A 14,215-nucleotide genomic window follows, 5' to 3' on the forward strand; every position below is an offset into this window, starting at 1 on the left:
ACGGGTGCCGCCCATGACATCCACCATCACCCGCGCGGAAGCCGCCAGGTTGATGAAGCTCGCCTCGCGTGCCGCGGTGGCCGCGGCGCTCGTCATGATCGGCATGAAATTCTATGCCTATCTCGCGACCGGGTCGGTCAGCCTGCTCTCGACCCTCTTCGACTCGGCGCTCGACATCGCGGCCTCGCTCGTCAACCTGTTGGCCGTGCGCCATGCGCTGCAGCCAGCCGATGCCGAGCACCGCTTCGGCCATGGCAAGGCGGAACCGCTGGCGGGCCTCGTGCAGGTGGCCTTCATCCTCGGCTCCTCGCTGCTGCTGCTGATGGAAGTCTACGACCATTTCATGTATCCCAAGCCCGTCGCGCGCCCCGCCGTCGGCATCGCCGTCATGGCCTTGTCGATCGCCGTGACGGGCGCGCTCATCCTGCTGCAGCGCCATGTGGTGAAGCGCACCGGTTCGATCGCCATCGCCGCGGATTCGGCGCATTACGGCAGCGACTTCCTGGTCAATTTCAGCGTCATCGCCGCCTTGCTCATCTCGGCCCGGTTCGGCCTGTGGTGGACCGATCCGCTGTTCGGTCTCATCGTTGCCCTCTACATCGCCTATACGGCCGTGCGGATCGGGCGGCGGAGCTACGACATGCTGATGGACCGCGAGATGGACGAACCCGACCGCCTGCGCATCATCGATATCGTGGGCAGGCATCCGGAGGCGGTCAGCCTCCACGACCTCAGGACAAGGAAGGCGGGGCAGGATCTTTTCATCCAGTTCCATCTGGAGCTTCATGACGATATCTCGCTCATCGACGCGCACCGCATATCGGATGCCGTCGAAGCCGCCCTTCACGAAGCCTTTCCCGGCGCCGAGGTCATCATCCACCAGGATCCGCATTCGGTGGTCGAACGCCGGCAGGATCTGCGCGCAAGAATGGACCAGACCCGGCCAGGCCGCGCGGCGCTGCTGGAAGCGGATGCGAAGCGGGCGGAGTGAAGCGAGGGTGGGGCAGAGGGGGAGCGACCGATGAAAGACCGACTAAGGACCAGGACGAGATGACGAGCGAGACCAGAAAGACCGTGATCCTCACCGGGGCCAGCCGCGGCATCGGCCATGCCACCGTGCAGCGCTTCAGTCATGAGGGCTGGCGCATCATCACCTGCTCGCGCGAGGCGGTGCCGGATGAGTGCAAGCGCGATCCCAACTGGACGCATCACATCACGGTCGATCTCGCCGAACCCGGCGACGCGCCGCGTTTCGTGGAAGAGGCGCTGAAAGTCCTGGACGGCGCACCCGTCCACGCCCTCATCAACAATGCGGCGATTTCGCCCAAGACCTCGTTCAAGGAACGGCTGGGCACATTGAACGGCGACGTTTCCGCCTGGCGCGAGGTCTACGAACTCAACCTCTTTGCGCCCTTGCAGTTGGCCAAGGGCTTCGCGACACCCTTGGCGCGCGGCAAAGGCTCAATCGTCAACATCACCTCGATCGCCGGCCATTCCATCCACCCCTTCGCCGGTGCCGCCTACTCGACCTCCAAGGCCGCCCTCTCCGGCCTCACCCGCGAAATGGCCGGCGAATTCGCGCCGCTGGGTGTCCGTGTCAATGCCGTGGCGCCCGGCGAAATCGAAACCGCCATGATCGGCCCCGAATACGAAGCCCTCATCCCAAGAATCCCGATGGGCCGCATGGGCACCCCGGCCGAAGTGGCCGGCGTGGTGTTCCAACTCTGCGGACCGGACTTCGCCTATGTGACGGGGACGGAAATCTTCCTCACCGGCGGGCAGCATTTGCTGTAGGGGTCCAGCCCTCCCGGCCTCCCATCTTCAGGCAGGGCAATCGCATGTGGCATTTTATAGTTCGTCATCCCCGGGCGAAGACCCCGGGGATCCACTGTTGCAGCTGATGGCGTGGATGCCCGGCCAGAAGGGACCAACGCTGAGCCCGGGCATGACGAATTTGGATACATGCGATAGCCCTGCACCTTCAGGGGCGGAGGCGACGGGTGTTGCCGCTCACTTCTCCGCGAGAGCGAGTTTCGCGCCGAGCGCCACGAAGGCGGCGGCGAAGGAGCGGCGCAGCCAGGTGAGGATGCGCGGGCGGCTCAGCACATGGTCGCGCATCGCGGCGGCGGCCATGCCATAGAGGGCGAAGATGGCGAAAGTCATCGCCATGAAGACGGCGCTCAGTTCCAGCATGCTGGCCAGCGGCCGAGTCTCGCGCGCATCGATGAATTGCGGCAGGAAGGCGAGGAAGAAGATCGAGAGCTTCGGATTGAGGATGTTGATGAGCACCGCCTCGGTCGTCACCTGCAGGGCGGAGCGGGCGTTCACCTCGCGCGCGAGGCTGAGCGCGCCGCGCTCGCGCCATGTCATCCAGGCCATGTAGAGCAGATAGGCGACGCCCAGATATTTCACCGTCTCGAAGGCGAGCGCGCTCGCATGCAGGAGCGCCGCCAGCCCCAGGATCGCCGCCGCGAGATGCGGCACGATGCCGAGCGTGCAGCCGAGGGCCGCGACCACGCTGGCCCGCCGCCCGCGCGCGAGGCCCGCCGCCAGCGTGTAGATCACCCCCGTCCCGGGCGAAGCGACGATGATGAGGGAGGTGAGAAGGAACTCGATCGTCATGACATGGGCTTTCCCGTGACTGAACCGGCGTGCCGCAGCTTCCCAGGCTGCGGGCCGCCTGGCAAGATGGCGTTCGATGCGGATATTTGTCGGTTGACGCGCCGGCCGGCCGGTTGGTTCATCTTCGCCCAAGGCACGGCCATGGCGCCGCCATCGCCCGATGACAAGGCCCGATGACAAGGAGCGTGAGGAGGAAAACATGAACGACCAGCCGATGCGGCCCGAATCCGATACCCGTGAGCTTGTTCTCGACCGCCTGCTCGACGCGCCGCGCGAAAAGCTGTTCCGGATCTGGACCGATCCCAGCACCTATGGGCAATGGTTCTGTCCGAAACCCTGGACCGTGACCAAGGCGGAGCTCGACGTCCGCCCCGGCGGCAAGTCGTTCATCGTCATGCAGGGGCCGGAGGGGCAGGAATTCCCCAGCCGGGGCATCTATCTCGACGTGGTGAAGAACGAAAAGATCGTCTTCACCGATGCCTTCACCGACGCCTGGACGCCCTCGGACCGTGCCTTCATGGTGGCCACCGTCACCTTCGCCGACGAAGGCGGCAAGACGCGCTATCGTGCCGTCGCACGCCATTGGACGCCCGACGCGCGCGCGGAGCATGAGAAGATGGGCTTCCACGAAGGCTGGGGCATCGTCGCAACCCAGCTCGAAGCCCTGGCGAAGTCGATGTGAGGGGAGGCGATCATGGCCACTGCACAGAAAGTCACCACGCATCTGTGGTTTGAAGACGATGCCGAGGCGGCGGTGAAATTCTATACGTCGCTCATTCCGGACTCGAAGATTCACGCCGTCATGCATTTCGACCGCGCCAAAAATCTCTACGGCATCCTCTTCACCCTGGGCGGCCAGGAATACCGGGCCCTGAATGGCGGGCCGACCTTCAAGCTCAGCGAGGCGGTCTCGCTTTGGGTGCGCTGCGAGGATCAGCAGGAAATCGACCGCATCTGGGACGCGATCCTCGGGAACGGCGGCAAGGAACAGGCCTGCGGCTGGGTGAAGGATAAATGGGGTCTCTCCTGGCAGGTGGTGCCGGCCGCGCTGGAGGAGATGCTGAACGATCCCGACGAAGCCAAACGCAATCGCGTGCTGCAGGCCGTCTGGGGCATGATCAAGCTGGATCTTTCCACCATCGAGGCGGCATATCGAGGTGCCGCGGCTTGACACGCCGCCCGCCGGCCCCTTAGTCTCCCCGCATGGCAAGCATGCACGCACAACGAGTTACCATGACCTGGACCGCCGCTCGGCGGGCGAGGGGTGTTAATTCGCGTTAAGTGCGCGCGATGTGACTGCCACCCAAGGCCCCGCCGGTTCCGGACGGGGCTTTTTCTTTTGCGAAGCCACCGTCCGTCTTCACCCCACGAGAGACGCACGGAGACTGACATGGACGCGTTCGATCATCGCAGCATCGGCCAGAGGCTCGACCTGTTCCATTTCGAGGAAGAACAGCCGGGCGCGGTCTCCTGGCACCCCAAGGGCCGGATGCTCCGTCGCCAGATCGAGGATTGCATCCGCCGCCGCATGAAGGCCGCCGGCTTCGAGGCGCCGCGGAACCCGGCCTGCACCGTCGGGCGGGACGACGCCCATCTGCTCTGCCGCATGGACCAGGTGGCGGCGGAGGTGAAGCGCTTTTCGCAGCTCCTGCGCGCGGTCTACCGCGATTTCGGTTTCGCCGACTTCGCCGTCGGCCTTTCGACGCGGCCCAAGGAGCGCGCTGGCAGCGAGGAGATCTGGGACGCGGCGGAACGGGTGCTGCAGGGCGCCGCGCGCGTGGCCGGCCTCGATTATGCCCTGCAGCCCGGCGAAGGCGCGCCCTGTGGGCCGAAGCTGGAATTCATCCTGCAGGACCGGCTGCGGCGGCGCTGGCGGTGCGGCACGATCCAGCTCGATTTCGTCCTGCCCGAAAGACCGGGCACGCATTATAGCGACGAAGACGGCGCCGGGGCCGTGCCGGTCGTGATCCGCCATGCGGTACTGGGCAGCATGGAACGGTTCATCGGCATGCTGCTGGAACATTGGCAGGGCCGGCTGCCGCTGTGGCTGGCGCCCGAGCAGGTGCTGGTGGCGGCCGTCTCCGACCGGTTCTTCGGCTATGCCGAGGAAGCGGCGATCCAGCTGGAGGCCGACGGATTCCGCGTCGCCATCGATGCCGGCAACGAGACCTTGGCCGACAAGATCGTCGGCTGGCGTGCGCGCGGCATCCCGATCCTGGCCGTGGTCGGCGCGCGCGAGGCGGAAAAGGCCCGCGTCAATCTCCGGACGCTCGTCGACGATGTGCGCGCCGAATTGCCGCTCCGCGAGGCGGCGGGCTGGATCAAACGGGTCGCGGCACGGAGCGGCGCGGCGGCCACCATGCCGCCATGACGGCGATAGTCGGCGACGCTGCGCTTGCTTTTCCCTGATTTTACCGTGCTAAATGCCTAGCGGCGAAGGATGTTTAGGAACTCTTTCGTATCAAAACGGAAGCGAGTCTGCGGCGGACATGAGCCCGGTCGAAGCAAAGCACAGGCGGCGTGCGCCATTTGCCGGCGCTTCGTGGCGCGTCCTGCTGGCCGACGATCATGCGATGGTGCGCGAAGCGCTGGCGCAGATGCTGGAGCGCCTCGACGATCGGCTGAGCGTTGTCCAGGCGCCGGACTTCAATGCGGTCCTCAAGCTGCTGGAGGCCGATCGCGACTTCGCGCTGCTGCTGCTCGACTACAACATGCCCGGCATGGCGGGAGCGCGATCGGTGCAGGATCTGGCCGACAACCATGCCGACCTGCCCGTCGGCATCATCTCCGGATATCTCACCAGCACGGAGGTCGAACCGCTGATCGAGGCCGGCGCGATCGGCGTCTTTCCCAAGACGATGACGGGGCCGGCGCTGATGATGGCGCTGAAGCTCGCCCTCTCCGGCCAGACCTATGTGCCGTGGAGCGGCGATCTCGGCCATGCCAGCATCGCATCTCGCGGCCAGGCTGCTGCGAATGCCGCGGCCCCGGACCTCAGCGCGCGGCAGGTCGACGTGCTGCGCCATCTGGTCAAGGGGGCCGCGAACAAGGAAATCGCCCATCGCCTGGGCCTCAGCGAAGTGACGATCAAGGTCCATGTGGCGGCACTCTGCCGCAAATTCGGCGTCGCCAACCGGACGCAGCTCGCGATGGCGGCCGTGCGTGCCGGCATCGGCGAAAGCGAAACCGGCGCGGATTAGGATCCGCTCCGCCCGATCCGGCCTTCCGCGGGCTTGGGTCCGCGCACCGGCAGCCGGGCGACGCGGCCGATCGTTTCGCCGAGCGCGCGTTCGGTGAAGGGCTTGGAAATCAGCCCGTCGACCTCCAGCCGGTCCCGCTCGCATGCCGGAATATCCTGCGGCCGGCTGCTGGCGAGTATGATCGGTTTGCCGAAACCGCGAGCGCGCAAGGCCGCCGCCATTTCCAGCCCGGTCATGTTCGGCATCAGATAGTCGGTGACGATCAGATCGAACAGGTCCGGCTCGTCATGCAGCAGGGCCAGCGCTTCCGCGCCGCTTTCGCAGACTGCCGTCTCGCAATCCAGCTTCTGCAGCGTCAGTTCCAGCGCTTCGCGCGCCAGCGGATCGTCATCGACAAGGAGAATGCGCAGGGCGCCGGCGGGAAGTGCCGGGGCATCCGCCGCCGCCGGTTCGGTGACGGCGGCACCGGCCGTGATCGCCGCATCGCCGCAGATGCTCTGCACCAGCTCCTTGCCGCGGTCGGCGGCGGTGCCGATCTGATGCAGCATGTGGCGCTGCCTGGGCTTGTCGTCGAGGTCGAATTCGAGAAGCGCCGCAAAGCCTGAAATGGCGGCAAGGATGTTGTTGAAATCGTGGGCGACGCCGCCGGGGACGCTGGCGCTCGGCTGGCTCGCGCGTTCCAGCTGGGCGGCACGCTCCCGCTCGTAGAGCTGGCGCAGGCGGCGCGTCTTGCGGATATTGCCGGCGATAAGGGCGGCGCCGGCAAGAATGGCGAGGAGGAGGAATCCGCCGGCGACCCACGCGCCGCGCGACAATTCGCGTGCCCGGTCGCGCATGTCATCCTGGCTCCGCAGCAGGCGCACCATCTCGTGAAGCGGGTCCTCCAGCGTTTCCAGCGTTTGGGCAAAGGGCTTCACCGATGCCGCCGCGCCGATTTCGGCCAGGGCCAGTTCCTGTTCCAGCCGGGGCAGGGTGTCGGCGGACAGCTTGCTGTTGGCGGCGATCCGCGGAACGGTTCGGTGGCCGGCGCCTGCGCCGGCATCGGCGTTGGCGAGGGTGGGAACGCGGCTCCTGAAGATGTCGAACTGCCGCTTCAGATCGTCGAGGGCGGCGGCGTCCGGCGACAGCTGGAAGTGCACCGCCGCCAGGCGCGTCAGGTGAAACGCCTCATGCGCTTCGACGGCGTCCCAGGTGGCGCTGCGCTCGTCGAGCAGCAGCGTCGATATCGCATCCAGCGTGCGGACGCCGCCGAAGATTGCCGCCGGCACCAGCACGGCAATGGCGATCGCCAGCCAAAGGTCCCCCAGGCGCTGCCAGCGGCTGAACATAGGGCAGGCTAGCCGATGGCGCGCCGGTGCAGCTGCCCGCAGGCAAGTGCCATGCAAGGATGGCGGAGCGGATGCATGACAAATCGGTTCCTCTGCAACGAAGCCCGATCCTGGTTAACAAACCCACCCACGGCGCACCAATCTGCATCGGCCTAGGGCAGCCATACTTTCGTATAAATTGGATATGGAACGGGCTCGTCCGCGCCGCGTGGACGCGGCGCGGGCGAGCCGGGGGAATCAATTGCCGTCGAACGTGTAGGCGGTCTTCACCGTCGTGTAGAATTCGGCGGCATGGCGGCCCTGTTCGCGCGGGCCGTAGCTGGAGCCCTTCCGGCCGCCGAAGGGCACATGGTAATCGACGCCCGCGGTCGGCAGGTTGACCATCACCATGCCGGCCTCGGCATTGCGCTTGAAGTGGCCGGCATGTTTCAGCGACGAGGTGCAGATGCCGGCCGAGAGGCCGAACTGCGTGTCGTTGGCGGTGGCCAGCGCGGTATCGTAATCCTTGACGCGCGTCACGGTCGCCACGGGGCCGAAGATCTCCTCGCGCGCGATGCGCATCCCGTTATCGACCTCGGTGAAGAGGGCCGGCGCCAGATAGAAGCCGGGGGTCGATCGGTTGAGCAATTCGCCGCCCGCCACCAGCCTGGCGCCTTCCTTCTGCCCGATATTGATGTAATCGAGATCCTGGTCGAGCTGCGACTGGTCGACCACGGGGCCGATATGGGTCCCCTCCTTCAGCGCGTCGTCGACCACCAGGCCCTTCATGCGCTCGGTCATGGCGGCCACGAACCTGTCATGGATGCCCTCGGTCACGATGAAGCGCGAGGAGGCGGTGCAGCGCTGGCCGGTGGAGAAGAAGGCGCCGTTGACCGCGCATTCGACCGCGACCTTGAGGTCGGCATCGTCGAGCACCACCAGCGGGTTCTTGCCGCCCATTTCCAGCTGGATCTTCTTCATCGGATCGGTGGAGACGCAGGTGGCGGCGATCTTCCGGCCCGTGCCGACCGAGCCGGTGAAGGAGATGGCATTGATATCCTTATGCTGCAGCATCGCCTCGCCGACGACCGAGCCGCGCCCCATCACCAGGTTGAAGACGCCGGCCGGCAGACCGGCGCGCGCGATGATCTCGGACAAGGCATGGGCGCTGGCCGGCACCAGATCGGCCGGCTTGAAGACCACGCAATTGCCGTAGGCCAGCGCCGGGGCGATCTTCCAGGCCGGAATGGCGATGGGGAAATTCCATGGCGTGATGAGGCCGATGACGCCCAACGGCTCGCGCGTGATCTCGACATCGATGCCGGGGCGCACCGAGCCCAGCTTCTCGCCGGCCTGGCGCAGGCATTCGCCGGCGAAGAACAGGAAGATCTGGCCGGCGCGGGCCGTCTCGCCGATCCCTTCCGCCAGGGTCTTGCCTTCCTCGCGTGAGAGCAGGCGGCCGATCTCGTCCTTGCGCGCCATGATCTCGTCGCCGATCTTCTTCAGGATGTCGTGGCGCTGCTGCACGGTCGAGCGCGACCAGGCGGGGAAAGCGGCCTTGGCGGCGGCGATCGCATTTTGCGCGTCGGCGGCCGACCCATGGGCGAACTCGCCCACCACGTCGTCGGTGTTCGAGGGATTGATGTCTTTCGACTGGTTGCTGGCAATGCTCCAGGCGCCGGCGATGAAGTTCTGGGCTTGGATCATGATACGCGTCTCCTGGAAATGTCATGCAAGGTTGGGCGCGGCGAAGGCGGCCACGGCGGGCGACATTATCAGGTTGGAATTCGCCCTACAAAACGTAATTGCGGCAAAACGCAATTGCGGCATCGCGGGCATCAGCCGATCGGCCAGAAGAACAGCAGCGTCGGCACCGCCACGAGAATGACGATGAGCGAAAGCGGCCCGCCGAGGCGCGGATAGTCGCTGAAGCGATAGCCGCCGGGCCCCATCACCAGCGTGTTGCATTGGTGGCCGATGGGCGTCAGGAAGTCGCATCCGGCGCCGATCGCCACCGCCATCAGGAAGGCATCCGGCTTATAGCCCAGCGAGGTGGAGAAGCTGGCGGCGATCGGCGCCATGATGAGGACCGTGGCGGCATTGTTGAGGAACGGCGTCACCATCATCGCGGCGGTGAGGATCAGCCCCAGCGCGGCAAAGGGCGGCAGGCCGATCGCCACCTGCGACAGCCAGCCGGCAACCAGGTCGGTGGCGCCGGTCGTGTGCAGGGCTTCGCTCACGGGGATGAGGGCCGCCAGCATCAGCACGATCGGCCAATCGACGATCTGATAGACCTGGCGGAGCGCGATGGCGCGCGTCAGCACCATCGCCACGGCGGCGGCGAAGAAGGCGACCGCGACCGGAACGATGCCGAAAGCGGTCAGGCCCATGGCGGCGACCAGGATGAGGACCGGCACCCACGCGGCACGCGACCGCCCCAGGAACAGTTCGCGCTCGGCCAGCGGCAGGCAGTTGAGGGCGCGCAGCCGTTCCGGCAATTGCGCGAAATTGCCCTGCAGGACGATGACGTCGCCCATTTCGAGTTCGATCGTGCCCAGCCGCTCGGTGAGGCGATGGCCGGTGCGGCTCACGGCAAGCAGGTTGAGGCCGTGGCTCTGGAACAGCTGGGAGCCTTGCGCCGAAAGGCCGATGAGCGGCGAACCGATGCCGATCACGGCCTCGATGCTGCGGATCTCGGCCTGCGGCTCCACCGCTTCCGGCACGCGATGGCCCGATTCCAGGCGCAGCCTGCCGCGCGACACGATCCGCTCCAGCGCTTCCTGATCGCCCTCCAGGATGACCGTCTGGCCGATCTTGAGGATCGCATCGGGCAGCGGCACGATGCGCGTATCGTCGGGCTCCAGCAACGCCGTCACCTTGGCCTGGCCGTCGGCGAGGTCCTGCAGGTTGGCGATGGTCCTGCCGACCATGGGCGAAGTGCCGACGATTTCGGCTTCGGTCACGTAATCCTTTATGGCGACGGCCTCGTCGAGCGACGCGCTGGCGCGTTCGCGGACGGGCAGCAGGCGGTGCCCCACCATCAGGAATGCCAGGCCGGCCGCGGCAAGGACGATGCCGGCCGGCGTGAAATCGAACATCGAGAAGGGCGCGCCGCCGAGCTGGGCGCGCACCTCCGAAACGATGATGTTGGGCGAGGTGCCGATCTGCGTCATCAGGCCGCCCAGGAGGGCGCCGAACGACATCGGCATCATGAAGCTGGATGGCGAGACGCCGGACCGGCGCGCCATCTGGAAGGCCACCGGGATCATGATGGCCAGGGCCCCGATATTCTTGACGAAGGCCGAGAGAATGGTGACCGTCGCCACCAGCACGAACAATTGCAGTTGGAAGGAATGGCCGCTGGGAAGAATCCGTTTCAGCCCGGCTTCCAGAATGCCGGTCTGGGCGATGGCGCTGGAAACGACCAGCGCGCTGGCGACGATGACGACGATATCGTTGCTGAACCCCTTGAAGGCTTCTTCCGGCTTCACCACGCCCGCGGCGAGGGCGGCGAGAAGGGCCAGGCAGGCCGTGATGTCATAGCGCGGCCGGCCCCAGATGAAGAGCGCCATCATGCCGGCGACGATGGCAAAGGCCAATCCTTGATCCAGCGTCAGCCCTTGCGCGACTGTCACGATCCAACTTCTCCCCGGCCCACTATGCCCAGTATATACGCCGCCCGATCCCGCCGCCCCAACCACCGGCTCGTCCATTGGTTCCCGCGAGGGGTCTTCCCCAGGGTGCGGCGTAAAACCCTACTCCGGAAAGGAAAGGCGGCGCTAAACTGTTTTCGTGCCGAATCGGGACCCGAACGATATTGCCCGGCCGATATTGCCCGAGTGAATTACAGGGTGCGCCAGAACATGCCGCAATCGCTCTTCGTCTTCATTTGGCGCGTCAGCGGCCGCAAGCAGGTCCTGCTCTGTCTCCTGACCGTCATCGTGGCGCTGCTGACGGCCGTCCCCCTGGAATTGCAGCGGCGCATCGTCGACGATGCCATCCATAACCGCGAGGTCGCGTATCTGTTGTTGCTGGCCGCCGTCTATCTGGGCGTGCTGCTGGTGCAGGGCGCGCTCAAATACGCGCTCAACGTGTTTCGCGGCTGGCTGGTCGAGGATGTGGCGCGGCTGCTGCGGCATCTGATCTTCGACGGCACGCAAAGGAACGGGGCGCATGCCGCCGTCAAGAAGGGCGCCGTCGTTTCCATGATCGCCGCCGAGACCGAGGATCTGGCCGGCTTCGTCGGCGACAGCATCTCGTTTCCCTTGATGCAGGCGGGGACGGCGCTGTCGGCCCTGGGTTATTTGATCTGGGTCGAACCGCGGATCGCCATCTTCGCCGCCGTTCTTTACATGCCGCAATTCTTCGTCGTGCCGCTGGGACAGCGGCGCATCAACCGCTGGGGCAATATTCACGCCCGCCTGCTGCGCAAGATGGGCGACACGATCGTCGGGTCGGAAATCGACCGCAAGGGCAGGCCGCGTTTCCGGCGCCGTTTCCATCGCCTGGTCCAGGGCGCCTTCCGTACCCGGCTCGGCATTTACCGGGTGAAATTCTTCCTCACCTTCTTCGGCAATTTCCTCGATGCGCTGGCTCCGCTCATCGTGCTGTCGGTCGGCGGCTGGCTGGTCATCGAGGGCGAGGTCGAGGTCTCGACACTGGTGGTCTTCATCACCGGCTTCCAGAAGGTGGCCGATCCCTGGGACCAGCTCCTCACCTTCTATCGCACGGCATCCAACGCCAATGTGAAATATCACCTCATCGCCGATGCCTTGCCCGAGGCGAATCTGCGGCGGTCCTTGTAGCGCCGCGCGAACCCGCCCATCGCCTTGCCCGCCATCGCCAGGATGCGCCGCCAGATACTCCGCCTTTGCAGATCGGGGACCAGCCGGGTCGGGTCCTCGGCCCAGGCGATGTCGCCATAGGCGTTGCGGACCAGGCCCACATCCCGCAGCAGGTGGTCGTCATGCGGCCGCTGGTCGGCATGCGGCCGATAGGTGAAGAAGAGGGAATCCCAATCGCTTTGCATGATGGCACCTCCATCCTTCCGTTAAGTCCAGCTTGCTCAGTGTTGTTTCCATGAGCAGCGAATAATGGTTATATTGTCTGGAAACGCATCGAAGTCAGCTTAGAAGCTGCACATTCTGGATTAAGTCAGTCTTAATCGCTTGGAGCGAATGGAGGAGCGATGGCCGAGAGAATGCCGATGCTGCCTGCCTTGCGCGCCTTCGAGGCCGTGGCGCGGCTGGGCAGCGTGCGCGCGGCGGCGGCCGAACTGCATGTCACCCCGGCGGCGGTCAGCCAGCAGGTGAAGGCGCTGGAAGCCGATCTCGGCCTGCAGCTCATCCGCAGGCGCGGCAACGCGCTGGAACTGACCGCGCCGGCACAGGCGGGCAGCGAGACATTGAGCGCCGGGTTCCGCCTGATGGCCGAGGCCGTCAGGCGGATCCGCGATCACCAGGCGCGCCCGCAGATCCGCCTCAGCATCGACCCGACGCTCGCGGCAAGCTGGCTCATCGCGCGGCTGCCGCGCTACCGGGCCCTGTCCGGCAGCGTCGACCTGCTGCTCGATGCCAATCGCGCCTATGCCGATTTCGGCCGCGACCGGATCGATGCCGCGATCCGCTTCGGCATCGGCCGGTTTCCCGGGCTCGACGTGCATTTCCTGCTGGCCGAGGAGCTGTTCCCCGTCTGCAGCCCTAAACTGCTGCAAGGTTCGCATACGCTGAAGCGGCCCGCCGACCTCAGGCATCACACCTTGCTGCACAACGACTGGTCCTCGCGCCAGGGCAAATGGCCGAACTGGCAGGACTGGCTGGACGCGGCCGGCGCCACGGGCGTCGACAGCAAAGGCGGGCTGCATTTCAACGACGGGCTGGTCGTGCTCGAAGCCGCGCTGGACGGGCAGGGAGTCTATCTCGCCAACACCACGGCGGTGCAGGATCTGATCGCCGCCGGAAAACTGGTGGCGCCCTTTCCGGTCCGGGTCCGGAGCGATCTCGGCTATTATTTTGTCTGCCCGGAACATGCGGCAGGGCGGCGCGAAATCGCCACCCTGCGCGACTGGCTGCTTGGCGAAGCGGCGGCGGACCGGGCCGCCGGCCAAGGGGCGGGGCGGGTCTGATACGGCAAGGCGGGCTTTGCAGGGGCCTGCCCGCCTGATATTGAGGGCGCCCGCATCCGTCTCAGGAAAGTGTCGCCCAGATGATCAAGCTCGACGGTCCCTCGCATCCGCCGCTGGCCGGCGGCAAGCCGGAACGATTGGTGGTGTTCCTGCACGGCTACGGCTCGAACGGCGAAGACCTGATCGGCCTTGCTCCCTATCTGGGGCCGGCGCTGCCGGAGGCGGAGTTCCTCTCGCCCAACGCGCCCTTCCCTTGTGAGGTCAATCCGTTCGGCGGCTATCAATGGTTCGGCCTCGAGGAGCGCAATGCCGAAACGCGGCTTCAGGGAACGAGGCAAGCGGCGCCGATCCTGGATGCCTATCTCGACGCGGCGCTGGCGGCACGCGGCCTCACCGAAGCGGATCTGGCCCTGGTCGGCTTCAGCCAGGGCACGATGATGGCGCTTCATGTGGGATTGCGCCGCGCCAGCCCGATCGCCGGCATCGTCGGCTATTCCGGCATGCTGGTGGCGCCGGAACTGCTGCCGGCCGAGATCAGGTCGAAGCCGCCGGTCCTGCTGGTCCACGGCATGGCCGACGAGGTTCTGCCTTTCGCGGCGATGGGCGAGGCCGAGCAAGCCTTGCGCGCGCAAGGCATCCCGGTGCATGCCGAAGGCCGGCCGGGCCTGCCGCATTCGATCGACCAGCGCGGCCTCGAACTCGGCGCCTCGATGCTGCATCAACTGATGTGCCGACATCACGACCACGGGCATCACGACCACGGGCATCACGACCACGGGCATCATCACTGAAGCGAAGATTGTCCTTCCCACCTTCAGGCAGGGCTATCGCATGTGAAGCTATTTCAGGTCGTCATCCCCGGGCTTGATCCGGGGATCAGCCTGCAACTGAGGGGCAGAGCCCAGTCAAACCCGATGCCCGGCCAATCTTGATTCAAGAGTGGGTCCGGGCATGACGAATTT

14 protein-coding genes are annotated in these 14,215 nt (G+C 66.0%); 9 read left to right on the forward strand and 5 right to left on the reverse strand.

The annotated features are described in order from the left end of the window. The first annotated feature begins 13 nt into the window (after window positions 1-13). Together ACE3TY_RS14230 and ACE3TY_RS14235 are read left to right on the forward strand one after the other, a co-directional pair. Window positions 14-991 carry a cation diffusion facilitator family transporter gene (locus ACE3TY_RS14230; RefSeq protein WP_374654044.1) on the forward strand — a complete coding sequence of 326 codons (978 nt, stop codon included), beginning with the start codon at window positions 14-16 and terminating at the stop codon, window positions 989-991. A 59-nt stretch (window positions 992-1,050) separates the two neighbouring features. Then, window positions 1,051-1,794: an SDR family NAD(P)-dependent oxidoreductase gene (locus tag ACE3TY_RS14235; RefSeq protein ID WP_374654046.1), complete on the forward strand. Its 744-nt coding sequence runs from the start codon at window positions 1,051-1,053 to the stop codon at window positions 1,792-1,794. Between the two features lie 216 nt (window positions 1,795-2,010). Here the strand turns inward: ACE3TY_RS14235 and ACE3TY_RS14240 are convergent, their stop codons facing one another. Beyond that, complete coding sequence (locus ACE3TY_RS14240; protein ID WP_374654048.1) at window positions 2,011-2,622, reverse strand: LysE family translocator; 612 nt, start codon at window positions 2,620-2,622, stop codon at window positions 2,011-2,013. Window positions 2,623-2,821: 199 nt separating this feature from the next. Between ACE3TY_RS14240 and ACE3TY_RS14245 the strand changes: the two genes are divergently transcribed. The 4 genes from ACE3TY_RS14245 (at window position 2,822) to ACE3TY_RS14260 (ending at window position 5,822) form a co-directional block, all read left to right on the forward strand. Further along, window positions 2,822-3,304 (forward strand): SRPBCC family protein, encoded by a 483-nt coding sequence (locus tag ACE3TY_RS14245; protein ID WP_374654050.1) that lies wholly within the window; start codon window positions 2,822-2,824, stop codon window positions 3,302-3,304. Between the two features lie 12 nt (window positions 3,305-3,316). After that, a complete protein-coding gene (locus ACE3TY_RS14250; RefSeq protein WP_374654051.1) occupies window positions 3,317-3,793 on the forward strand; it encodes a VOC family protein in 477 nt (158 codons plus the stop codon). A 219-nt stretch (window positions 3,794-4,012) separates the two neighbouring features. After that, window positions 4,013-4,993: a His/Gly/Thr/Pro-type tRNA ligase C-terminal domain-containing protein gene (locus ACE3TY_RS14255; protein ID WP_374654052.1), complete on the forward strand. Its 981-nt coding sequence runs from the start codon at window positions 4,013-4,015 to the stop codon at window positions 4,991-4,993. Between the two features lie 118 nt (window positions 4,994-5,111). Next, on the forward strand, window positions 5,112-5,822 hold the full coding sequence (locus ACE3TY_RS14260) for a response regulator transcription factor (protein ID WP_374654053.1): 711 nt from the start codon (window positions 5,112-5,114) through the stop codon (window positions 5,820-5,822). Here ACE3TY_RS14260 and ACE3TY_RS14265 read toward each other — a convergent pair. From ACE3TY_RS14265 to ACE3TY_RS14275, 3 genes are all read right to left on the reverse strand, one after another. After that, window positions 5,819-7,150: a response regulator gene (locus ACE3TY_RS14265; RefSeq protein WP_374654054.1), complete on the reverse strand. Its 1,332-nt coding sequence runs from the start codon at window positions 7,148-7,150 to the stop codon at window positions 5,819-5,821. The genes ACE3TY_RS14260 and ACE3TY_RS14265 overlap by 4 nt on opposite strands. Window positions 7,151-7,387: 237 nt before the next feature. Next, window positions 7,388-8,836, reverse strand: a complete 1,449-nt coding sequence (locus ACE3TY_RS14270; RefSeq protein WP_374654056.1) for an aldehyde dehydrogenase family protein — start codon at window positions 8,834-8,836, stop codon at window positions 7,388-7,390. Between the two features lie 131 nt (window positions 8,837-8,967). Further along, window positions 8,968-10,764, reverse strand: coding sequence for an SLC13 family permease (locus tag ACE3TY_RS14275; protein ID WP_374654058.1), 1,797 nt, complete (start codon window positions 10,762-10,764; stop codon window positions 8,968-8,970). A gap of 228 nt (window positions 10,765-10,992) precedes the next feature. Between ACE3TY_RS14275 and ACE3TY_RS14280 the strand changes: the two genes are divergently transcribed. Then, entirely contained in the window at window positions 10,993-11,934 is a 942-nt protein-coding gene (locus ACE3TY_RS14280) for an ABC transporter transmembrane domain-containing protein (RefSeq protein WP_374654060.1), read from the forward strand. Here ACE3TY_RS14280 and ACE3TY_RS14285 read toward each other — a convergent pair. Next, on the reverse strand, window positions 11,883-12,158 hold the full coding sequence (locus ACE3TY_RS14285) for a hypothetical protein (protein ID WP_374654062.1): 276 nt from the start codon (window positions 12,156-12,158) through the stop codon (window positions 11,883-11,885). The two genes, ACE3TY_RS14280 and ACE3TY_RS14285, sit on opposite strands and share 52 nt — an antisense overlap. Before the next feature lie 159 nt (window positions 12,159-12,317). Here ACE3TY_RS14285 and gcvA point away from each other — a divergent pair, with 159 nt between their 5' ends. Then, entirely contained in the window at window positions 12,318-13,253 is a 936-nt protein-coding gene (gene gcvA, locus ACE3TY_RS14290) for a transcriptional regulator GcvA (protein WP_374654064.1), read from the forward strand. An 80-nt stretch (window positions 13,254-13,333) separates the two neighbouring features. Then, window positions 13,334-14,044 (forward strand): alpha/beta hydrolase, encoded by a 711-nt coding sequence (locus ACE3TY_RS14295; protein WP_374654066.1) that lies wholly within the window; start codon window positions 13,334-13,336, stop codon window positions 14,042-14,044. Window positions 14,045-14,215 lie beyond the last annotated feature (171 nt).

Source organism: Dongia sp. (assembly GCF_041918875.1).
Classification (GTDB): domain Bacteria; phylum Pseudomonadota; class Alphaproteobacteria; order Dongiales; family Dongiaceae; genus Dongia.